Genomic DNA, 23,314 nt, shown 5'->3' with positions numbered 1-23,314 from the left:
CTTCCTGTATTTAATCATTTATTTGTTATCATCTTTTGAAGCAAAACCGTTAAATTCAGGGTCAAGCGCTTTGATATGCTGAATGATATGCGGCAGGGTCTGCTGGTACAGCTCATGCACGAACGGCAGGTCTGTGCGTGTTGTTTCGTGAATCTGATTGATTTCATTGATGCTGACGATTCGATATCCGCTGAAATGATAGAAGATCAGCGGGTTTCCATCTTCCAGCACAATTCGGCCATCCTTCCAGGAAAACGTATGCTGTCCGTAATTCCAATGGCCGATGTTCACACCTGGTGTCGTAATGTCACACACATTCGGAAACAGCTCAGACATATAATCCAAATAGCCCTGATCCCCGAATTTCCCTTCACCCGGCGCATTTTTACACTCCTCAAGACAGCGCTCCTTCCACCACTCCAGACAGTCCGTTCCTGCTTTATCATGTTTAAAGCTGATAAAGCCCGAGTTATATCTGCCTAACAGACGCTGCAGCATATCAATTTGCTCTCTTTCAAAGGAAGGGATGATAATATCGCCCCGGGAAAGCAGCACCGAGCAGTCCGGCTGGTTCGAAAATATCGGTGACGGGTCGGTGTAGAAAAATAAATCTCCATCAATATACGTCACCCGTTCCAGCTCGGGATTGCTGTTCAGCACAGCTTGCAGAAAGATCGGCTTCATCGTCCAGCAGTATTCGCTTTGATCCCGTGTATCCTTCAGCTTCAGGAGCGTTTCATTTTCAAGCGCTGCCACCGGTACAAGTGTCAGCTGCTTCAGATTCAATTTCTGCAATACGCGGTGCGTGTCATCATCCATACAAAGCGTAAAAATGGGGCTTTCTTGATCGACTTGCGCTAAAGACTTAAATAAGGCGACTGCCTGATATAATCTTCCTTTTGATAAAACGGTGCAATAGGCGCTCGTCACGGTATGTTCACCTCATTTCGCGTTACTTTTTGAAGAATTCTGTGTACCACGCAATGGTTTTTTCAAGTCCTTCATCAATGGTGTAAGCAGGTGTCCAATTCAGCAGCTTTCTCGCTTTTTCCGCAGATAAATATTGGTGCTTGATTTCATTGCTTCCCTGATTCAGCACCTTCGGCTTTAGATTGCTGTTCATTTTCTTTAATATTTTCTCGACTAACTCAAGCACAGTCAGCTGAATCTCATTGCTGAAGTTAAAGGCTTCCCCGGCGAGGTTGTGTTCCTCCATTTTCTCCGCCAGAAGCAGATAAGCCTGAACGGCATCTTCAATATAGAAATAGTCGCGGACAAAGGTGCCGTCGCTGCGGATTTCGGGAGCTTCCCCGTTCAGCACAAGCTGAATCGTCTGCGGAATGATGCGGTTGAAGTTCAAATCCCCGCCGCCGTACAGATTTCCGCAGCGTGTGATACAGACCGGCAGGCCATAGGTGTGAAAATACGTATGGCTGATCAGATCCGCGCAGCTTTTCGATACGTCGTACGGATGCTTGCCTTGCAGCGGCATATCTTCATCGTACGGAAGGTTTTCTTGATCGCCGTATGCTTTATCGCTTGACGCGACAATGACACGCTTGATTAACGGATGCTTCCGGCAGGCCTCAAGAACATTCCACGTGCCGAGAATATTCGCTTCAAAGGTTGAAACCGGGTTGCGGTTCGCTACGCCGACAATCGCTTGTGCAGCGAGGTGAAACACCGTGTCGATTTCATACTCGCCAAGCGCGCGTTCAATCACAGGCAAGTCTTCAAGAGCGCCCTGCACGATGTTCATTTTCTTCACATGTTCTCCCTGATAAAGATTGGACTGAGGCACATGATCTCTGACAAGCCCCGTCACGTTTGCGCCCTGTTCGATCAGCTCTTTCACCAAATAGCTTCCTAAAAGACCTGTACAACCCGTGACAAATACGTTTTTATTTTTCCAGAAACTCAAATCAGTTCACCATACCTTCCATACATGTTGTCCTTGATCCCACAGCTTGTTGACTTCCAAAAGATTTTTATACGTATCGATTGCCGTCCAAAATCCGTAATGGCGATACACGGCAAGTTCACCGTCTTTCGCAAGGTTCTTCAGCGGTTCATCTTCGAACATGGCGTTTCCGTCCTCCGGCAAATAATCGAAAACCTTTGGATTGAGAACGAAAAATCCGCCATTGATGATGCCGTCACTCGATGTCTTTTCAGAAAATGTTTTCGCTATGCCATCCTCAACCGTTAAGGTGCCGAACTGCGAGACTTTATCAATGCCGGTGACAGTCGCGGCAGCCCCCTTTGTCTGATGATAGCTGATGAGATGAAAAAGATTGATATTGGCCAGCCCGTCCCCATAGGTGAGCATAAACGTTTCATCGCCGATGTAGTCCTTCGCCTGCAAGATTCTTCCGGCTGTCAGCGTGTCTTCCCCTGTCTCCAAAAATGTAATTTTCCACGTTTCAGGCTGTCCCAGCATCTGCACCTCTCCTGTAGAACTGTCGAGCGTGAGGCTGTTGTGCTTCCATTCGTAGTTAAGAAAATATTCTTTGATTTTTTCTCCTTTGTAGCCTAAAAGCAGAATAAACTCGTTCACTCCGTAGTACTGATAGATTTTCATAATATGCCATAGAATCGGTTTTCCGCCTATCATGGCGAGCGGTTTAGGAAGTTCATTCGTGACCTCACTCATTCTCGTTCCTTTTCCGCCGCAGAGAATGACCGCTTTCATCTCTACCCCTCATCTCTATGAATATTGAGTTCGAAACCTTGGTACCTCCTTACAATCTATCAAGGCATTTCCCCGATAATTTGTCCGATTCCAATACCGGTTTCAAAATCTACTGTAATGATATGAGAGAGAGGCGGCCTTGGTGACCAAATGGAATCTATTTTTTCAACTTGGTTATGTAACCACACAAAAAAAGAGCCCTGAGCGCGGCAATGCGCCCGCTCAAGGCTCTTCTTTGTCTTATTCGATATCTTTTTCCTTGCCGTAATGATAATCAGAAGGATCAACGGCTTTAAAGTCACTGAGTTTGTGGAATCTCAGCAAATCTTTGTAAAGGACACTGTCTGAAAGCTTCAGCTGCTGTGTCACTCTCGTTTTCAGGTTCTTCGTATCTTCATTCGCTTTTACTTCTTTACCTGTCTTCGTATCATAGATGATATTGTCGACAGATGTGTACTTCGGCGTTACAAAGTCGCCGTTTCTAAACGCCACTGTGTCGTCGTGGTCTTTAGAGAATAAATCGGTACCGAAGTTGATATATTTCTCAGAATCAATACCTTGCAAGTGAAGAAGTGTCGGCATGACGTCAATTTCGCCGCCATACGTATGGTTCACTCCGCCTTTTTTGCCAGGAATGCGGATCATCAGAGGCACACGCTGGTTTTGTGCGTTTTGATAATCTGTGATCTCTTTTCCGAGAATTTCTTTCATCGCGCGGTTATGGTTTTCAGAAATCCCATTGTGGTCACCGTAAATCATGATGACTGAGTTGTCATACAGACCTGCTTCCTTCAGTTCCTTGAAGAATTGCTCAAGGGACTCGTCAAGGTAACGGGCAGTCTGGAAGTAGCTGTCGACTGTATTATCGCCAGTCGTCGCTTTCTTAATCGTCGCGTCTTTTTCATCCAAGTTAAACGGATAATGGTTTGTCAAGGTAATCAAATGCGCGTAAAACGGCTTTTTCAGAGATTCAAGTTTTGGAATTGATTCTGTAAAGAACGGCTTATCCTTGAGCCCCATATTAATGATGTTTTCTTCTGACATGTCATACGTGCTTGCGTCGAAAAATTTGTCATAGCCGATATGTTTGTAAATCTGATCGCGGTTCCAGAACGATTTGTAGTCACCGTGCAGGACGGCGCTTGTATAGCCTTCCTTCTGATCCAAAATCGCAGGAAGCGACTGGTATGTGTTTTCGCCTTTTGTTACAAATGCGGAGCCTTCCGGAAGACCGAAGATCGAGTTATCCATTGTCAGCTCGGCATCAGATGTTTTACCCTGACCTGTCTGATGGAAGAAGTTATCGAAGTACGTGACGTCTTCGCCGCCGTGGGCCAGTTTATTTAAGAATGGCGTAACTTCTTCACCGTTCAGCTTGTAATCAATCAGGAACGACTGGAAGCTTTCCAGGTGAATCTTAATGATGTTTTTGCCTTTGGCAGAACCAAAGTACTCAGCGTTCGGCTTCGCGTAATGTGACGTCGTGTAATTCTCGACACTTGTCAGATCATCGCTGCTTGCATACGCTCTTTGCGTTTCTGTTTGAGCCGTCTGCACACCGTCATAAATGGTGTAATTGTAAAGACCTAAGTATTTTACGATATAATTGCGGTCAAATGTTCTTGTCAGCAGCTGCGGGCGGTCTTTTTCCGCAAAATGCAGGTTGATGAAAAACAGTGCGACCCCGGAAAGGATCACCAAAGACGCAAAACGTTTTTTCATTTTGAATCCTTTGAATTCAGGTCTCCAGATCAGTACCGCAATCAAGATGATAATATCTAAGAAATAGAAAATATCATGACCGGCCATGATGCTGAAAATACCGTCTCCCATGTTTCCGACGTTGCCGGACTGTTTAATGTTCGGGAACGTTAAGAAATCATCAAAGAAACGATAGAATAAAATATTTGCATATAAAATGAACGTCATCACAAAATCAATAATCAGCATGATAATAGCCGATTTTCGCCCTTTCGCAAGCAAAGCAAGTCCTAAAAAGAAGACGGCGCTTGAGAACGGGTTAAACACCAAAAGGATTTCTTGGGTTGTGCCTTTTACCCCAAGGTTAAACTCTGTTTTGTAGGATAAATACGTTTTTGCCCAAAACAGTATAACAGCCAACACAAAAAAGCTAAGTTTGTAAGAAAAAAGTTTCTTCATGGCAACCTCTACTTTCTTAAACACTTTAAGTCTTTATTTACTTTTACCTTCTCTTTTATCCTGTCTTTCAATTCCTTCTTTCCAAACAAAATCAAGGCATCACACAACAAATAAATATACCGCACTATACCGGGATATTTACGTTTTGCACCATACCATTTCTATTACACCTATTTCAAACCAAACACTGGACGAAAGAAGCCCTCAATTCGTTTCACTTTTTTTCTCGTAAATAAAAAAGGTTTCTTTTGTCATGCCCGCTTTTGGAAAAAAAGAAATAGATACCGAGTATAAGAATAACATAAACTAGCAAAAACGAGAAATAGGTCTTAAGGACAGCCCGCCCATCAGGCGGACTGTGGTTATTGTATGCACAGACGTTTAGCGAGATCACATTTTTTTAAAAAGGACATAACAAAAGGACTGGATCTTTCCAGTCCTTTGTAAAAACAATCAAATCCCTGACCAGACATCCTTTGCATACATGCCTGTTTCCTGCAGATGTTTGAGCCAGTTTTGCGCTTCTTCTTCACTGGTGCCATGAACAGACTGATATGCGTTTTGCAGCGCGGCCTCCACATCAGGCGCCATCCTGCTGCCGTCACCGCATACATAAAGCCGGCCGCCGCGGTCGAGGATCGAAATTAAGGTTTCCGCATGTTCCGCCATGAGGTGCTGAACGTACGTTTTCGGTATGCCTTCTTTACGGGAATAAGCCGTGTGCACAGTAACAATTCCGTCTTGTTCAAACTGCTTAAGCTCATCCCGGTAAATAAAATCGCGGTCATTTCTGCAGCCAAAATAAAGATGGGCTTCGCCGAGCGTTTTTCCCTCGCGTTTTAAAGCTGACCGGGCTTGCAGGAATCCGCGGAATGGCGCAACCCCTGTTCCCGGCCCCACCATGATGATTGGTGTTTCAGGGTCTTCCGGGAGCTGAAATCGGGATTCCGGTGTGCGGACAAACATCACGACATCATCTCCCGCCTTCCGCTCCGCCAAGTCATTCGATGCCACTCCGCGATATTCGCCGCGGCCGCTCCAAGCCGGCCCGCGCACAACGCCTACAGTTATCGAGGCTTGTTCCGGATTCACCCGCGGAGAGCTTGAAATCGAATAATACCGCGGTTTTAACGGGCGTAAAAGCTCTAAAAACCGTTCAAACGGCATTTCACATGCTTCATATTGTTCGAGCAGATCCAGCATGGAAATCCGTTTTTTCAAAATTTGTTCCTGATAAACGCCCTCTTCCGTCATATCTTCCAATTCACGTTTATGAGGCGGACAGACGGTAAATGCGGCCAGCTCGCGTATTTGCGCCCTTGTTGCCGCTTCCTGCACCTCGACGCTGTAGCTGAGCAGATCATGCAGGCTGACAGGCCGATCCAAAGGCAGATGCCCGGAGCTGCGCCCGCTTGCCGTCAGTGTAACTTGGTCAGTTCCTTTTAAGCCGAATCTGTGAAGAATCCGGCTGACATTTGTCCGGCTGTTCCTTGGCAGAACGCCAAGGTGATCGCCCTCCCGGTATTCGACGCCAGAAGGCAGCGCAATTTCAATATGGCGGGTGCTGCGCCCACTGTCTGCGGACTGGAGTTCACGATTTTCCGCAATGGATGCGTGAACCGCTTCATACGACCGGGCTAATGGGGATTCTCCCAGCCCCCTGACAAACTGAAGGCTCAGCGTGCTTCTCTCCTTATCAGCGTTTTCATTAAGCTCGAGTCCGAAGGCTTTGATGGCGTCTGACCACATGCTTTTTTTCCACTGGTCAAGCTGTCCTTCAAAATCACCGCTGACATCGCCCTCTCCGCGTGCAGAAAAACGGGTCGCCCCTTTTTCCGCTAGCTGCTCGTCAATCGTTCGGGGAACGTACTGATACGTGCTTGCCCAGTTATGATCTCCGCAGCCAAACACCGCATAATGGACACCCTCAAGCTCACCCGGCTGTATTTCTTCAAGCCACTGCACAAACTGCCCCGCATTGCTTGGCGGTTTTCCATTGTAGGAAGAGGTGACGATCACAACGGCTCCCTCTTTCGGCAGCTTTCCAATCTGATCGTTCAAGGGCGCAACCTCAGTCCTTACGCCGTGAAGACTGGCTGTATCTGCAAGCTCCCGGGCGACGCCTTCCGCAGTGCCGGTATCAGAGCCGTACAGTACGAGAAGCGGCCGGTTGTTGAGACCGATAACCGATGCACTTTTCGTTTCCTGTTTGCCCTTTTGTTCATCGTTGTGCTCCGCTTTTTCCTCAGACGGGACGCCGGCATGAATCGCTTCCTGATTTCGCGTTTGAACCCGGATGTGAAAATCACCGGGCTTAAGTGTCAGCGTTTGTTTGATATCAAGCTCATAATTCTCATGATCAATCAAAGTGAAATATTTTAAAATCATGCCCAGCACAAGTGTAGCCTCATGCAGGGCGAACTGCATGCCAATACAGGCTCTCTGTCCATTCCCGAACGGCTTGTAAGCATGATGAGGCACTTGGTCCTGATGTTCGAACCGTTCTGGACGGAATTCCTCAGCATCCTCTCCCCATGCGTCTTGATCGCGGTGAAGCTGCGGAATCAAGACAGAAATTCTGTCCTTGGTTGTGATCGGATATTTTCCGCCAATGACCGTATCTTCCTTCGGATAAAGGCTGAAAGCCGGAGCCGTCGGCCATAGACGCAATGATTCATTTAAAATCATCCGGATGTATTTCAGGTCAAGCACTTGTTTATAGGTCGGCGCTGCATCCGTCAGCACCCGGTCGACCTCTTCATACGCCTTTTTCAATTTGTCGGGATGCTTCAATAAAAAGTAGATCGCAAACGAAAGCAGACCGCTCGTTGTTTCATGGCCGGCAATTAAAAATGTAATGATCTGAAAACGGATGTTTTCATCATCAAGCTTTTCCCCGGTCTCCGGATCTTCCACCTTCAGCATCCGGGCGAGCAAGTCTTTTTCATCCTGATCCCCATCCGCCTTGCGCTCTGCAATAATGCTGTCGACTAACGAAAACATCGTTTGAATATCGTGGTGGAATTGGCGCTTTGTTCTGACCATGAGTTTATCTTGAACATCAAGCCGCTGCATCTGGTGCATCGCTTCATCCAGCGCGCGCACCATGCTGTTGATAAACGGATGAGGCGTTTCTCTGTAGTAGCTGTTAAAACGATAGTTAAATCCGCATAACCCGATCGTGTCCAGCGTCAGCCGGGTCATATCCGCAGGGACGTCGACTGCTTCATTCGGATTGAGCCTGGCCCACTTTTGAATCAGCTGAACAGCGATATCGACCATTTTTTCATGATAATCCTTCATGGCCCGCTGGCTGAACGTCGGCATCAGAATGTTGTGCGCTTTTCTCCAGTTGGGCTCATGCGTCCAGCTTGTAAACAATCCGTCACCGGAAAACGCGCGAACTTTTTCCAAAGCGCCTTCAATGCTTTTATCGAAACGCTCTTCATCACAAACTTCTTTCACGAGTTCATGGCCGGACACCACAATTGTCGTGCCCGCCGGTGTGTGAATTTGAAAAATGGTGCCTTGCTCTTCCGCCAATTTGATCAGTGACAGGGTCGGTTTATCTTTATCAATTAAAGGAAGATTGCCGAGCGGTCCAAACGTCTTCGGCTGAGGAATCGGGCTTGTTTCCTTCATCGAACCATTCCTTTCCGTATGTAATGCTTTCTATCTGACTACATTTCCCTTTCATGGTGACGATTATTCCATTTCTCTGATTGACGCCTGATCATTGTTTTTTCTATACTTGAGAAGCTGTACAATACGCAAATAAGGTGAGTTCATATATGGATTTTGAAATTCGATTTTTATCCTTTTATGTCATACAGGTGGAGGGCAAGGATGAGCAGGCAAACAAGCAATTCAAGCACTTCCAGACCCTTGATACAGAGGAATTTGAAGAAAGCGAACTGAAGGACTTTCTTGACGGCGAGCTGAAAAAAATCGTCAAACGGAAAGCGGATCGCCATCCCCAATCCGAGCAGGTGCCGACGAAAATCGGCCATTTTATCGTCGAACCCGGCCACGAGCTGGATTCCAACCCGAACTACAACATGTTCAACCGTGCGCGCCTGGCGGAAACAAAAGAGGACTTTAACGAGCTGAGCGAACAGTTCGTCCGCACGTACCTAGATACAAGCGCGGTCCGCGGCGGTGTGTTCTTAGTCGCTTCGGCTGTGCCGAGAAAGTACTTCGACGAGTCATTTGTCTTCATTATGAAATGTGATTTTGAGCCGAAGGTCGCCCGCATCTCAGACGCGTCTTCCCTCATTAAAAAAGTCGAAATGGCCATCACGACAAAAAACATGAAGAGCATCCAATACCCGTTCATGCCGGAGGAAGGAATGGTCGAGGAAGGCGAGCTGAAAATCCACCAAGCCTCGCACGCCCGCTATTTCGAGGATTTCCTGAAATTCGTTGAGTACGGCGAATCAATGCCGGAAATCATGAAAACCCAGGTCATGAACATGGTGCAGGAGCACGTCTATGAGACATTTGAGGACAACAGTGAAGAGCTCAAGCAGTTTGAACAAGACATCGAAATCTGGGAAGCGAGCGAAAAACGGGAAATCCAAGAACGCCTCGACACGCATCAAGTGATCGAAGCCTCCGCCCAGATTATCGAGCACACGCCGGAAGCCGAGCTGAAAATGAAAGTCGGAGAAACCGAGATTAAGGGATTGCTAGCTGATTTTGGCGAATCGATTCATCTTGCGAAGGTGAACGGGCGCTATGTCGCGCTGATTGAAGCGGAGACGATTTCGTTTGAGAAGGGCAGTTCGCCGGTGGAGTTTTATAAGCCTGAGGGGCTGCATGAGGTGATTGAGCGGATACGGAATAAAACAGAGCAAGAATAAAAAGTCCAGAATTCAATTCTGGACTTTTCCTCTTTAATATCCTTCTCTCAACACCGCATAACACTCCCCGATCAGCTCTTCCGCTCCCGGCTGGCCTTTCAGCCCGCGGCGGACGATTTCTGAAGATAAGTCCTGCACTTTGAGCGCTCTTGGCGCTCTTCTTTCGAAGTATGCCTGAAATGCGGTTTTGATGCCGTCGTGGTTTTTGAGTTCTTCGGCGAGGACCATGGCATCCTCGATGGCCATTGCCGCTCCTTGTGCCAAGGTCGGCGCTCCGGCATGGGCGGCGTCTCCCCCGATGACGACGCGGCCTTTGTACCATGGCTCCTGTACTGCGACTTGCTCCAGTTTATTAAAAATGACGGGGTGTTCTTTTGACATATGCTTTGTGACAAAATCAAGCCCCGGGAAGCCTGAGAGGATCTCTTTGACTCTATCAAACCGGGTCTCTTCCTCATCCCAATAATCGCTCGCGCAAGGCTGAAGGACGAAAACATAGCCGGCGTGTTCCGCAAGCGGCACGACGCCGATTTGTGTCTCTCCGCTTCTAAACATCAATGTCGCGTCCTCAAAGGTATAATCGGGAAGTTCGATATAAAAGCGCCACGCCCCCATGCCGAGAAACTCTTTTTCTATTTCTTTTTGCAGCATGGCATCCCGCACAATGGAATGAATGCCGTCAAAGCCCGCCAGAATGTCGGCCTGCACCTTTTCTCCATCATCAAATACAGCGGTAACCGCTTCAGGCGTTTCTTCATAAGCCACAATCTTTTTCCCCCACAAAATCCTTGCGCCCGAAGCTTCGGCATGCTTGATGAGAATATCATTTAACATTTTTCGCAGGATATTATTGCGGCCCGGAAGCTTATCATCTAAGAAAGACTCACTGACTTTGAATAATAGATTCCCCTGCTTATCGAAGGTTTTAAACCATGCTGTTTGAAATCCATGCTCGCAGCACTCTTCAAATACGCCCAGCTCCTTTAACACCGCCAGTGCGTTTTGCGGCTGGAGAATCCCTGCGCCGGTCTTGCGGTTTTCTGCAGCCGCTTCACATAAGGTGACGGAAAAACCTGCTTTACTGAGAGAAATGGCTGCCGACAGCCCGCCGATTCCGCCCCCCGCAATCAGTATATGTTTCATGTTGATAACCACCTTTTCAGTTCTCTGTATATAGTTAGGTACCTAACTATATTACCTTACTATGTGCGGCAAACAGCTGTCAATCATCTCCAACACGGGTTGCGTTCTGATTTTCCCTCCATTATAATCGTGTCACGACAAACGTACGGGAGCTTATTGTGATGGAATTAAAACATTTACCGAAATACAAGCATATAACAGAACATGCCGAGACGTATTCCAATGTGGACACCGGTTCTCTTGAATTATTTTTATCTTTGTTTGATATTTCGAAAAAAATGAATCATGTGATGGAGCATTATTTCGCCAGACGCGGACTGTCTGAAGGAAAATTTAAAATCCTGATGCTTTTGTTCGACGCAAAGGACCACACGTTAAGCCCGACGGAGCTCGCCAAGCAATCGAACGTCACAAAAGCAACGATTACCGGGCTGCTTGACGGACTGGCGAGGGACGGATTTGTCCGTCGCAGGCATCATAACGAGGATAAACGAAAAATCAGCATTGAGCTGACAATGGAAGGCAAAGAACGGCTGAAGCAATTTCTGCCCGGCCATTTCAGCAAGATTTCCGCTGTTATGGAAAACTACAGCGATGAGGAAAAAGACATGTTCGTGAATATGCTGGGCGATCTTTTTGAAAAGCTGAGCGTGTTTAAAGACTAAAAAACCCATCCGGTCTGGACAGGCTACAGCACTTTTTTTAAGCACGGTGACAAATATGCCGTTGATCACAAACACAATGCCGATCAGAACAGATGTAAAAATGCCGGACACCTTTGTCAATCCACTGTACATAAAAAAACGCCAACCGTTACAAAAAGCGCCTATCTCAATGACAGGCGCTTTCTGATTAATCATCACTGCTTAAAATGCCAAAGAAGCGAAGCAGGTTGATGAACAAGTTGATAAAGTCAAGGTACAGCGATAATGCCATAACCGGAATTAAGTCCTCCGTAATATCGCGGTGTTTGATTTGGTTCAAATCATACAAGATGTAAAGGGAAAAGACGATGGTTCCAATAACGGAATACGCCATCATCGCCGCGGAATTCAGCGGGCTGAAGATGCTGAAAATGCCAACCGCAATTAGTGCGATGAGCGCTACGAGCAGAAACGACGACAGGAACGATAAATCCTTCTTCATTTTTGCGCCGATTGTACCGAGCACAGCAAAAATTAAAAATGTAGATCCGAACGCTTCAAGTACCACATAGGCGCCGGCTATTGAAGCGTAGTGGCTGACAATCGGAAATAGGGTAATGCCGGAAACGAAGGCGAATGTATAAACAAACGCATACCCGACCGCTTTTCTTCTGCGCATCCAGAAGGCGATAATAATCATCGCCACTTCAAGGATCGAAAGCGGCAGCATCAAAGCGACAGGAATAAACTGGCCGATGTACAGCCCGACGGTTGCGATCAGCAGTGTAAAGATAAACACTGTCAAAATGCGCTGCATGATCGAATGCTTACTCTCATGAACTGTAGCTTGCATGTCAAGAATCCTCCCAAGAAATGATCTTAAAGGTCTATTATATAAAAAATGGATGAAATATGTATATGTTTTAAGGAGAATTTAATGTCGAACAAAAACCTTTTAAACACCTCTTTTACTTCGATTCTTTGCTTTTCAGTGAGAAACGGTGCTTTTCGACCTTCTCAATCTGTGTGACCTGGGAATCGTGTACGGTGATTTGAACGGTGCCGAAATCCAGTGTTTCCAACGAGCTGATAATTTTTTCAATCACTTTCGGATCAACGGTTGTTTTTGAAACCAATGACCTTCCCCCCTGTTCGGTTTTAATTCATAGTATTCTTATAAGAATTATAATATTATGTTTTTTCCAATAAATCAATGGTGATTTCTATTCACATCAAAAAGGCATATGATCACCTCATCAAGGGGCGGTCATATGCCTAATCAGATTTCATCTTAGTTTTGTTCCAATTCCTCAACAATACAGCGGACGCCCATGTTTTCAAGCGCCTGCTTCAGCGTGCCGTATGTTTCATATTCACTGAAATCAAGCCCTAATTGAATGGATGTTTGGGCGACATCCGGCCGAATGCCTGAAAATACGGCTTTGACGCCAAGTAAGAAAAGTGTTTTTGACAGGTTGTACAATTGCTGTGCAACCATTGTATCCACAATCGGGACGCCGGAAAGATCGACAACAAGACTTGTGATTTTTCTCTCAATGCATCGGACCGGCACTGTCTCTAAAATCACCTGCGCACGTTTTGTGTCTACAGAGCCAATCAGCGGCAATATGCCGATTCCATCCGCAATGGAAATCACCGGACAGCCTAATTCACTGATCAATTCCTGCTGAGAAGTGAGCCTCATCAGCATAAATTTTTGATACTGCTCGGAAAACTCAATAATCAGCTTATCGAAAGACTGATTCACAATACGGTTCCAGCGGTCAGCATCCTCATTTGTGACGATATCCCGATGCTCTTTTATAAACGTAACGACAGCATCCCAGAATGCGATTCTTGAATTTGATATGGCTTCGACGACCTCATGCACCGGAACATCTTGCTCTACTCTTTTTTTCGCAACATTCAGCGCCCATTTTGCCATATTGTCTTGAAATTCGGTTTGTTCCTCCAGGAATGCACTTGCGATTGTTATATTCGTAAACGTATGCTGCTCTGTCAAAAGCTTTTTGGTTTCTTCACTTAAATGCTCGGCGGAATATAATTCGCCTTGCAGCTGACTTCGTAAACTGAACCATTTCTCAGTAATGTCAGCCGTATGGTCTATGATATATTGATATAGTTTTTGATCGATATTCACGGTCTGTCTCCTTTTTCATAATAGAAGCTCTTATATTATAAAATTATAAATCGGAATTGTGAATGGGACTAGGGAAAAATGGATTGATTCTGCACAATGAGCGCATGCCAATTCTATCCATAGGCAGATTCACTAATATAAGCCCACTCTCATATCCTGTCAAATGTACAGTTTACTATGAGAAAGGACGTTATGATATGTATTATGATCCATATATGTATGATGGGCCGATCTATGATCCATGGACTCCAGTAGAATATGATTACCGCTACCCAGTTGGATATCCAGGGCCTGGTATCGGCGGAGGCGCCGTACCCGGTATCGGCGGGGGTGCTGGGCCTGGTATTGGCGGGGGGGCCGTGCCTGGTTTTGGCGGAGGCGCTGGGCCTGGTATTGGCGGGGGGGCCGTGCCTGGTTTCGGCGGAGGCGCTGGGCCTGGTATTGGCGGAGGCGCTGTGCCCGGTGTTGGAGGCGGGGCGCCGCAAGGTCCTCCCCCGCATAAAAAGCCGGCAAAACCGACAAAGCCTCAGGGCTTGCATGGGGCAGCTTATTTAGTTGAACCCGTTCTCATTCAGCCTTGTCTCTTCCGTTTTACCTATGTTTGGTTAACCAACGGCAGCTCATTTTGGTTCTATCCAGTCATTCTTGGAAGAGAATCCGTCGGCGGCTTTTATTGGGATGCCTCACACCACCGCTGGTTTTATTACGCATTGGACACAAAACATATAGATGTCGTAAGCTGCTCATTTTAATGGTAAATCAGCCGGTTCTCCCGGCTGATTTTTCTGTGTTACTTCAGCTTTATAAAGGTTATGATATACATATCTATTGAATTGGAGGTTTCCCTATGATCAAACAAATCGGCACTGTGGCTGTATATGTTGAGGATCAGCAGAAAGCGAAGCAATTTTGGTCGGAGAAGGTGGGTTTTGACATTGTGGCGGACCATCCGATGGGGCCAAACGCAAGCTGGCTGGAGGTCGCGCCCACGGGGGCACAGACTCGTTTAGTCATTTATCCGAAAGCGATGATGAAAGGCGCCGAACACATGAAGGCTTCTATTGTCTTTGAGTGTGAAGACATCTTTGGTACATATGAAAGAATGAAGGCAAACGGCGTAGAATTTCTCAGTGAGCCGAACCAGATGGAGTGGGGCACCTTTGTTCAATTTCAGGACGAGGACGGCAATGAGTTTTTATTGAAAGCATAAGTGTGACGGCGGAGAAAATGCTCCGCCGTGCTCTTTTTTTGACATTGAGAATGAATTTCATTTACAATAACGGATATATGAGCGTGATTGGAGAGAGATAAATGTTTGTTCAGTTAAGAAAAATGACGGTAAAAGAAGGCCATGCTGATAAAGTGATCGAACGTTTCAGCGCTGAAGGAATCATTGAAAAACAGGAAGGCTTAATAGATGTGACCGTGCTTGAGAAAAACGTCCGCCGCGGCGATGAGGAAGTCGTTGTCATGATCCGCTGGCAATCCGAAGATTACTGGAAACAGTGGGAAAAAAGCGATGCGCATATCGCCGGTCATAAAGCGAACAAAGGCAAGCCAAAGCCTGACTATATGATCAGCACTGAAGTGAGCATGTATCACGTGAGAGCTGTTAAACAAGGGACTCATCAATAACGAAATAGAGCTTGGGCTATGCCGCAAGCTCTTTTTTCATGAGGATCTGCTTTCTTCAAATGTGATAGCGTACAGCGGTTTATTAGGATGCCATTCAGCAAATAATACATCCTCAATCTTTTCAATCCCCTGCTTTTTCAGCGTTTGCTTCAGCCACTGTTCGTCTACCCCTGCTTCTCGCAGGTTGTCATACACAATCTCCCCATCAAGAATTAACGTGGTGGGCAAAGACACATTTTGCTGCGGAAGATTCATATCTTTTCTCGTCGGATTGCCAAAATCGGATTTCTGAAGAACGCTGACCATCCCGTTTGTTTCTAATATGGCATATTCCACTTCCTGTATGGAAAAGCAGCCGGCCTGCCTTAAAAGGCTCTGCAGCTGATTAATGTCGAGCTTGTTTTTCTTCAGCATTTCATATTTGAGCTTTCCATTATGGATGACGATATTCGGTTCACCTTCCAGGAATTTTCTGGACCCTTTTACTTTTTGGGTAATGAATTCAATCATATAAATCAGCAGCCCCCACAGCAGCGAAGCGAAAATAATCTCTTTGATCTTAATTTCATGATCGTACACTGCATTTCCGACCAGTTCCCCTAAAATCAATGCAGAAATAAAGTCAAACGGAGTGATTTGAGAGAATTGGGTTTTTCCGAGAAACTTCAAAATGACAAATAAAATGCCCAAACCGCAAACTAATTCTACCGCTACATTGAGATAATCTCCCATGTTGATAGCACCTACTTCTTAAGAGCTACTATCATTATGGTCAACTGCACGTTTTCTAAACGGTCACTGCTCCTATTATAATATCGGCTGGTGCTTTGAAAGCATGTCGTCAAAAAGCTGCTCCGCATCACGGCGGTCGAGCGTGACAAGCGGGTCATTGTGAAACGCTTGAAAAGCGAGACCGCGGTCCTTTGTTAGCCCCGCTTCCGCCACTGCCTCCTGATTGGATACGTGTCGTGCCGCCAGCATTTCCACACCCTTCGGCAGCGCTCCGGAAACAATCGGCTGGACACGGTTGCGGGTAATGAATGCGTTTGTTTCCACGATCGCATCTAATGGGAGATGAGCGACCTGGCCTTGATTCGGCAGATTCACATTTGTTACAAGTTCGCCCAGTCCGAGGAGCGCCGCAATGATATTCACGCCCTCTTCTCCTGATGCTTTCCTCTCAACACCCTGTTTTTGCTGTGCCATGTGGTCCGTTTCTTTTTGTTTCCGGTCTCTGTCCTGTTTTCTGAAGGATATGGGTGTCAGGTGAAACTTCCATGTCTCAGGCTGTTTGAGATAACAACCGGGGAAAAACTCAGCCAGGTGCCTGTCACCGGCAGCGGGGATGGCACCGTACGTTTCAAATAAATCGAATGCAATACGGTGTGCAGAGCGAAATACACTGTCCTTCCAGCTTTCCCCCTCCAGCTCATAGCCGGATTCGGCATAATGCGCACAGAAATCATGGAAAACTGGCAGCAGATCAATATGCCGGTAAGAAGCTGCTGTGACCCATGTAAAATGGTTAATGCCCAGCACATGAACATGGACGTCTTCACGCCGCTTTACCTCTAGTCCAAGCCTATCTGTAACCATCTCCGCCAGCAGTTTTTGCGTGCCGAATACTTCGTGGCAGCAGCCGAACGCTTTTATGCCCGGAAACACTTTATACAGCGTTCTCGTGCAAACAGACATTGGGTTTGTATAATTGATGACCCATGATTCGGGGGCGTAGTCTCTTATTGCCCGGGCAATTTCTGCAAACATCGGAACGGCCCGCAAACCTCTCATAATTCCCCCCGGTCCGACAGTATCACCAACTGATTGATAGATGCCGTATCGCTCAGGCAGATGAACGTCCGTTTCCATGTCATCCAGAGTGCCCGGCAAAATCGAAATAATCACGATATCCGCACCGGATAATACCTTTTTCAAAGTAGAAACCGCCTCGTACCGCCATCTGCCGTCTCCGCTGTGATTGCCGATGATTTCATTTTTCTGCGCCGCTTCAAAATTCAGATCATAGAGCGCCACCGTGCCTGACATTCGGTCATCAAGGGACAAATCGCTCATCAAGCTTCGGGCCCAGCCTTGGGAACCCCCGCCGATATAGGCGATTTTGATCTGATCTAACGTACTGATATGAAACACTCCCTTTCTCAGCCTTTCACAGAACCGATCAGCATTCCTTTGGCAAAATGTTTTTGTAAAAATGGATAAACCGCCAAAATCGGTATGGTCGCGATGACGATGACAGCAAGCTTAATCCCCTGCTCCGGCGGAATGGTATTTTGCATCGTATCGCCATTGGTCGCCGTTAAGTCCGATAAAATCGTGACCTGGCGGAGCACCATTTGCAGCGGCCATTTTGCACTGTCATTGATATATAAGAGAGCATGGAAGAAATCATTCCAAATTCCGACCGCATAAAACAGCGCAAAGGTGGCAATGACCGGCTTCGACAGCGGCAAAGCGATCCGCCAAAAAACGCCGATTTCTGAACAGCCGTCAATTTTTGCTGATTCCTCAAGCTCCTGCGGCAGCTGCTGAAAGAAGTTTTTGATAATAATGAGGTTAAACGGATTGATCGCCATTGGCAGGATCAACGCCCAATAGGAATCCAGCAATCCAAGTGATTTGACAACAAGATACGTCGGAATCATCCCCCCGGAAAACAGCATCGAGAAAATCACCAGGTTTAAAAGCAGATTCCGTCCCTTCACATGCCGCTTCGCCAGCGGATACGCCATCGTAAAGGTGAAAAACAATTGCACGGCTGTCCCGACTACAGTGATGAAGATGGATACGCCCATACTTCTGATAAACGTCGGTGTCGAAAACACATACCGATAAGCGTCAAGGGTAAAGGTTTTCGGGAAAATAAAGAAGCTGCGCTGAGCAAGCTCAGCTTCTGTCGCAAAGGAACCGGCGATAATATACAAAAACGGCAAAATGGTAATCGCGCCGACGCCGCCAAGAAACAAAATGTTGCAGACGTCAAATACCCGTCCGGCTTTTGTGTTGTGCATCGTGTGAATGTCAGCCATACCTCTCCCTCCTCTAAAACAATCCTTCCTGATCGAACTTTTTCGCGATGTAATTGGCACCGAAAATTAAGATAATCCCGACAACCGATTTAAACAAACCGACAGCTGTGCTGTAGCTGTACGCGCCTTGGGTAATCCCCATCATGTAAACGTACGTGTCGAAGATGTCAGCCACGCTGCGGTTAAGCGAGTTTGTCATCAAATACACCTGTTCAAAACCGATATTTAAAAAGCTTCCGATCCTTAAAATCAAAAGAACAATGATGGTGCTTCTGATTGCCGGAAGCGTAATATGCCACATCCGCCTAAACCGGCCGGCCCCATCCATAATCGCCGCCTCATATTGCTCCTGATCCACCGTTGCCAAAGCGGCGAGAAATAAAATCGTTCCCCAGCCTGTCTCCTTCCAGATGCTTTGCATGACAATCATCGGCCGGAACCAGTCAGCGTCTGATAAGAAAGAAATCTGATTCCCTGTCAGGCTCATGACCATTTTGTTGATGACCCCTGTATCGACTGTAAAGAAAACAAAGGTGATGCTGACCACGATTGTCCATGAGACAAAATGGGGCACGTAAATAAGGGTCTGAATGCACCTTTTATACACAGCCTTCCTCAGCTCATTCAACAGCAAAGCCAAAATGAGCGGCGCGGGAAAGGCAAACAGCAGATCAAGGCTTGCCAGCATGAGCGTGTTGCGCAGCAGCCGGAAAAAATCCGGATTCATAAAAAAATCTTTAAAATAATCAAGACCGACCCATTCGCTTTTCCAGAAGCCGAGATATGGCGAATAATCCTTAAACGCGATAAGCACGCCCCACATCGGCAGGTATTTGAAAATCAGAAAATAAAGCAGACCGGGAATAAGAAGAAGATAAAGCCATTTGTCTCTTTTGAGCGCAGCCATCCAGCTGATGCCTTTTCCAGCAGTGAGAACTGGTGCGTTTCCCTTCTTCGGCACCGTTTCCATATCTGTTCTCCTTTCGTGATACCGGTGCGCCCGCTGAACGGCAGGCGCATCGGTTTATTTTGACGATTGATACAATTTGTTTAAATCCTTCATCAGTTCATTTCCGCCGCTGTTTTCCCAAAGCTTCACCGCATCCTTGAAGCCTTTTTCATCGATTTCTCCAATAATAAATTGCGTTCTCGCATCAAGAATGATGTTGTCAAGCTGGGCTCCTTTTTGGGTATATACATCGGATACAAGCGACTCAGCCGGGTTAAAGACGGCTATTTTTTCTCCTTCAGTGATGATGTCCTTGCGATGCTGGAAGAGCTTTGTTTTCTGATCTTCGATGTAGTACTCGCTTTTCGGGATGGACATGCTGAATTGAGCCAAGCCTTCATGCTCATACAGGAGGGATTTGTTGTTTTTTTCAAGAGAAGTGAATACGCCGTCCTTCAGCTCATAATTACGGTCCTCCACTCCGTTGTTGGTCAGAATCTGTGCTTCCTTATCGTTCAGCTTATCAAGGAAGGACAGCACCTCTTTCAGCTCTTTTTCCGTTTTCACACTTGATTTTGGTATCGCGATCATGCCTGAATATCCTGATGTCGGGAAAGTGCGCTTGCCTTTTGGTCCTTCTACTGTGCCGACGATATCAATGATATCCTTGTTCGACTCATCCGCTTCTTCCATGGCGCTTTGAATTTGCGACGCTCTGGAGCCTGTATCAACGATGACACCCGCTTTTCCTTTTACAACCGGATCATTCCACTTCGCCGAATCCATAACAGCGAAATCCTTGTTGATCAAGCCTTCATCATACAGCTTCTTAAAGAAGGTGAGCGCCTCCATATATTCCTTCGTTGTAAAATCAGGCACCAGCTTCCCGTTTTCAACGCCGTAGCGATTCGGGGCGCCGAACCAGATTTGCAGAACATCCCACGGGCTTCCGTTGCCAAGCCCCATCCATTTCGGCACGACCATGCCGTACGTATCGTCCTTGCCGTTTCCGTCAGGATCTTTTTCCTTAAAGGCCTTCAGCACTTCATAAAAATCATCAAGCGTTTCCGGCATTTCGAGCCCGACGTTTTTGAGCCAGTCGGTTCTGATGATCATACAGGCTCTGATCAAGTCTCTCGATCTGTAGACCCCGTACACCTCGCCATTTACCGAGCTGTTCTTGAGTATCTTTTCATCAGCCTGGCTTACATTCTTGTAGTCTTTTAAATAAGGAGACAGCTCCCAAAAAGCGCCCGCTTTGACAGACTTAATAAAGCCGGCTGACTTATCTTTAATCACAATCGCATGCGGCATCTCTCCAGAGGCCATGACGATGTTAAATTTATCGTTGTAGGATGAATCAGGCACCCATGTGACCTTAATATCTTTGCCTGTGTATTTCTCTAACGCTTTTAATGATGGGCTTTTATCACTCGGGCTTTCCGGTGACAGCAGCGGCGCCATGATGTTGATCGTGTTTTTTGAATCGCTCGCTGAATTGGATGTTTCTGAATTGCTGCACCCGGCTATCATCATGGCAGCGAGCGGTAAAGCGAGCCATTTTTTTCGTATTCTTTTTTTCATGATGCGTAAGTCCCCCTTTTTCTCCTTTTTCATTTCTCCTTTGCCACCCCTAATATAAAGCGCTTACATAAATTCTTGCAATCTTCATTTTTTGCATCATTTCTCCTATGAATTGACGGCTGTTATCCTTTTTTGCCGGATGTATCTTTTTTTGCGGGGAGGTATTCACCAATTAATTCAAGTGCCGCAATGACATTTAAACACCATTGGGAGACAGTGTTTGTCGTTACCCACGGAAGCTCTTCAAGCTGAGTCCACGTCTCGATTTGCGCGGGGTTGATCGGAAGCGGCGTATGGCTCAGTTTATGGTCGAGCAAAAGATTCCACGCTTTTTCGGCGAGGTTATGGTCTTGTTTTTTTCTCGCAGCATAGGCTGTCATACCAGCCGCAAACATCGGCCAGTGAAAATGCCCATCATGGAGCGCCCCTCCGCTTTTTTTGCGTTTTTCTTCATCACTGAATGTGTAAAACTCGCCGAATTCACTCAGCATTTCCTCCCATTCACGGTCATCGAGAAGCTCTGCCAGCTCCATCCACACTTGCGGCGCGCCAAACGCAATGATCATATGATAGCCGCCCGCGATGCCGTCTCCCATGTGATGAAGCATAGATGTCGCCGGATCATATTCAAACGTCGGACCTGATAATAAGCGAAGGGGCAGGCGTTTCAGGCAGCTGATGCCAGTTTGGATTTTCCTGAGATATTCAGGATTCTCAGTCCGCTCCCATTCCGCCAGCCAGTTCGAGCAAAACGCCGCCCAGTCCGGCCCCGTTCTGACGTGAGTCGGGTGCTCTCCTTTCTCGTAGAAAGCACGCATCGGATCGGTGTTCACTAGGGCGGCATCGGCGTCCTTCACTTCTGTCAAAAGATCTCCCGTGCGCTCATCGCCCGTCAGATAATAGTAGAATTTATAAAGACCGGCCATGCTGATTCTCGCTTCCTTGCAGCCGCATCCCCAGTGCACCACGTTATGCCGGGAGCCAAGCCCCGCATATTCTCCGAGATGAAAACAGTCGGTTTCACTTGTATGGCGGGTCATTGCTTCAGCCATTCGGAATAAGTCTTCTCTGCCGGAGCGGAAAAACGCCTGCCACAGCCACAAGGTCGGAACGAGCTCATTATTTTGCCACGCGTACCCGCCGAGATCATACCGCCACATATGCCGGACCGGGTCATACGTATGCATGACGTCCCCATAGTTCCAGAACCCGTACCATCTGCGCTGCTCCACTTCTTTTTGATAAAACAAGAAGGCGGCGTCCAGCTGTTCTTCCAGCTCTTTTTTGACCGGATCGGCCGTATCGATTACACTCCAAACGCCAAGCGCTTTTGACTCGTAATAAACGTCCGGCTCACAAATAAGCAATGGCGGTGCCTGCCATTTGTCCGCTAACGCATTCAGCACGTCATCAGACGGCATCTGAGAAAAGCATGACAGGCTGATGTCGTTTGTGTTGGCAATGCCTGTCGGATCAGAGCGCATCTCATCAAACCCTTCGTACGCGCTGACGACATGGGTGTTCCCTGTATAATGCCTGAAATCCATTGCTTCCGCGTCTGGCGGCCAGAGCCATACGGTCAAGTTCGGTTGATCACCGGCAAGACCTGTTATCTCAAGTGACGACGGATATTTTTCAAAAAAATACCGCAGACCGAGCGCTAAGCCTCCATTTTCGCCGCCCGCATAGCAAAGCCCTTTCGCCCGCGTACCATGCAGCATGTCAACCCACGAATATTCCTTGCCGGTCCGTTTTGCCAGTCGGTAATGATCGCTGGAGTCCTGAACGAGTTTCATATCATTCCAAACTGCGTTCTGTACGCCGTGTGCGAACCAATCCTTGTGCTCTTCACTTGGAGAAATCGGTTCCCCGTTGATGTGCCGCTGATAAAGAGGATGCCGTTCATTCCATTTGCGGGTGCCAAACAGCTGGGCGGGTTCTTTATAAACGCCTTTGTCCCCCGCAAAACGGAAATGGCGGTTGTACGGCTCTCCCTGTAAAAAGAGGTCAAACTGCATGCCAAGCCCTTTGATGAACTCTCGTTTGAAATTCCTGTCGATCAGCTGAGTGTGCATGATATTCATCTCTGAAAGCCCGGCATAAAACGTCAATCTGATAATGAAGGGCAGCCATTCTTCATTTGTCTTTTGGAGTACATGAACCCCCTCAATCTTGATGACTGCTTTTACAGGACCTCTCTGTTCAATGACCGCACGTTTTATAAGACTGACCGATGTTTCATGAGAGAAAACCTTTTCCGCCGCCTTCTCCTTTCTCGTTTCCTTTATTGCGATCAGCCGCCCGCCTGCGGCGATCGGCTTTCCGTTGATCACCAGCGATTGAATGATGTCGGAGCCCGTTTTATTCACAGTGCAGACAAGCGCCCCGGTATCCACTTGGATTGCATCCTTTGACTCGTGGATCATGAGCTTTTTCG

20 protein-coding genes are annotated in these 23,314 nt (G+C 47.0%); 5 read left to right on the top strand and 15 right to left on the bottom strand.

The window, feature by feature from the left end:
• Nucleotides 1–18: 18 nt before the first annotated feature.
• The 5 genes from CJU60_RS16970 to CJU60_RS16950 form a co-directional block, all read right to left on the bottom strand.
• Nucleotides 19–930, bottom strand: a complete 912-nt coding sequence (locus tag CJU60_RS16970) for a putative nucleotide-diphospho-sugar transferase (RefSeq protein ID WP_095714394.1) — start codon at nt 928–930, stop codon at nt 19–21.
• 22 nt (nt 931–952) lie between these two features.
• A complete protein-coding gene (locus CJU60_RS16965) occupies nt 953–1,921 on the bottom strand; it encodes a GDP-mannose 4,6-dehydratase (protein ID WP_024120527.1) in 969 nt (322 codons plus the stop codon).
• 6 nt (nt 1,922–1,927) lie between these two features.
• Nucleotides 1,928–2,692 carry a glucose-1-phosphate cytidylyltransferase gene (locus tag CJU60_RS16960; RefSeq protein ID WP_024120526.1) on the bottom strand — a complete coding sequence of 255 codons (765 nt, stop codon included), beginning with the start codon at nt 2,690–2,692 and terminating at the stop codon, nt 1,928–1,930.
• Between the two features lie 240 nt (nt 2,693–2,932).
• Nucleotides 2,933–4,852, bottom strand: coding sequence for a lipoteichoic acid synthase LtaS1 (ltaS1, locus tag CJU60_RS16955; RefSeq protein WP_024120525.1), 1,920 nt, complete (start codon nt 4,850–4,852; stop codon nt 2,933–2,935).
• Nucleotides 4,853–5,305: 453 nt separating this feature from the next.
• The gene (locus CJU60_RS16950) at nt 5,306–8,494 is read right to left on the bottom strand and encodes a bifunctional cytochrome P450/NADPH--P450 reductase (protein ID WP_095714393.1); all 3,189 of its coding nucleotides are present in this window, start codon (nt 8,492–8,494) and stop codon (nt 5,306–5,308) included.
• A 149-nt stretch (nt 8,495–8,643) separates the two neighbouring features.
• Between CJU60_RS16950 and CJU60_RS16945 the strand changes: the two genes are divergently transcribed.
• Nucleotides 8,644–9,714: a DUF3900 domain-containing protein gene (locus CJU60_RS16945; RefSeq protein WP_095714392.1), complete on the top strand. Its 1,071-nt coding sequence runs from the start codon at nt 8,644–8,646 to the stop codon at nt 9,712–9,714.
• A 33-nt stretch (nt 9,715–9,747) separates the two neighbouring features.
• Here the strand turns inward: CJU60_RS16945 and CJU60_RS16940 are convergent, their stop codons facing one another.
• Entirely contained in the window at nt 9,748–10,857 is a 1,110-nt protein-coding gene (locus CJU60_RS16940) for an FAD-dependent oxidoreductase (protein WP_024120521.1), read from the bottom strand.
• A 161-nt stretch (nt 10,858–11,018) separates the two neighbouring features.
• Here CJU60_RS16940 and yetL point away from each other — a divergent pair, with 161 nt between their 5' ends.
• A complete protein-coding gene (gene yetL / locus CJU60_RS16935) occupies nt 11,019–11,522 on the top strand; it encodes a transcriptional regulator YetL (protein WP_024120520.1) in 504 nt (167 codons plus the stop codon).
• 187 nt (nt 11,523–11,709) lie between these two features.
• Here yetL and CJU60_RS16930 read toward each other — a convergent pair whose 3' ends face one another.
• From CJU60_RS16930 to CJU60_RS16920, 3 genes are all read right to left on the bottom strand, one after another.
• The gene (locus tag CJU60_RS16930) at nt 11,710–12,354 is read right to left on the bottom strand and encodes a Bax inhibitor-1/YccA family protein (protein ID WP_010333322.1); all 645 of its coding nucleotides are present in this window, start codon (nt 12,352–12,354) and stop codon (nt 11,710–11,712) included.
• Nucleotides 12,355–12,469: 115 nt separating this feature from the next.
• Nucleotides 12,470–12,637, bottom strand: a complete 168-nt coding sequence (locus CJU60_RS16925) for a YezD family protein (protein ID WP_024120518.1) — start codon at nt 12,635–12,637, stop codon at nt 12,470–12,472.
• A gap of 155 nt (nt 12,638–12,792) precedes the next feature.
• Nucleotides 12,793–13,662, bottom strand: a complete 870-nt coding sequence (locus tag CJU60_RS16920; protein WP_024120517.1) for an STAS domain-containing protein — start codon at nt 13,660–13,662, stop codon at nt 12,793–12,795.
• Between the two features lie 197 nt (nt 13,663–13,859).
• Here CJU60_RS16920 and CJU60_RS16915 point away from each other — a divergent pair, with 197 nt between their 5' ends.
• The 3 genes from CJU60_RS16915 to hmoA all read left to right on the top strand — a co-directional run bounded on the left by CJU60_RS16915 (nt 13,860) and on the right by hmoA (nt 15,297).
• A complete protein-coding gene (locus tag CJU60_RS16915; RefSeq protein ID WP_095714391.1) occupies nt 13,860–14,414 on the top strand; it encodes a hypothetical protein in 555 nt (184 codons plus the stop codon).
• A gap of 95 nt (nt 14,415–14,509) precedes the next feature.
• Nucleotides 14,510–14,872: a VOC family protein gene (locus tag CJU60_RS16910; RefSeq protein WP_024120515.1), complete on the top strand. Its 363-nt coding sequence runs from the start codon at nt 14,510–14,512 to the stop codon at nt 14,870–14,872.
• 101 nt (nt 14,873–14,973) lie between these two features.
• Complete coding sequence (gene hmoA / locus CJU60_RS16905; RefSeq protein WP_095714390.1) at nt 14,974–15,297, top strand: heme-degrading oxygenase HmoA; 324 nt, start codon at nt 14,974–14,976, stop codon at nt 15,295–15,297.
• 36 nt (nt 15,298–15,333) lie between these two features.
• Here the strand turns inward: hmoA and CJU60_RS16900 are convergent, their stop codons facing one another.
• From CJU60_RS16900 to CJU60_RS16875, 6 genes are all read right to left on the bottom strand, one after another.
• Nucleotides 15,334–16,029, bottom strand: a complete 696-nt coding sequence (locus tag CJU60_RS16900; RefSeq protein ID WP_024120513.1) for a DUF421 domain-containing protein — start codon at nt 16,027–16,029, stop codon at nt 15,334–15,336.
• A gap of 75 nt (nt 16,030–16,104) precedes the next feature.
• Entirely contained in the window at nt 16,105–17,448 is a 1,344-nt protein-coding gene (lplD, locus tag CJU60_RS16895; RefSeq protein ID WP_095714389.1) for an alpha-galacturonidase LplD, read from the bottom strand.
• Nucleotides 17,449–17,456: 8 nt separating this feature from the next.
• On the bottom strand, nt 17,457–18,344 hold the full coding sequence (locus CJU60_RS16890) for a carbohydrate ABC transporter permease (protein ID WP_095714388.1): 888 nt from the start codon (nt 18,342–18,344) through the stop codon (nt 17,457–17,459).
• A 13-nt stretch (nt 18,345–18,357) separates the two neighbouring features.
• Nucleotides 18,358–19,314, bottom strand: a complete 957-nt coding sequence (locus CJU60_RS16885; RefSeq protein WP_095714387.1) for an ABC transporter permease — start codon at nt 19,312–19,314, stop codon at nt 18,358–18,360.
• A gap of 54 nt (nt 19,315–19,368) precedes the next feature.
• A complete protein-coding gene (locus tag CJU60_RS16880; protein ID WP_095714411.1) occupies nt 19,369–20,877 on the bottom strand; it encodes an extracellular solute-binding protein in 1,509 nt (502 codons plus the stop codon).
• Between the two features lie 122 nt (nt 20,878–20,999).
• The coding region (locus tag CJU60_RS16875) for an exo-rhamnogalacturonan lyase family protein (protein WP_141243796.1) at nt 21,000–23,314 on the bottom strand (2,315 nt) is incomplete at its 5' end.

The sequence above is a fragment of the Bacillus sp. 7705b genome, assembly GCF_002289525.1.
GTDB classification, from domain to species: domain Bacteria; phylum Bacillota; class Bacilli; order Bacillales; family Bacillaceae; genus Bacillus; species Bacillus halotolerans.
This window is presented reverse-complemented; position numbering and strand designations above follow the sequence as displayed.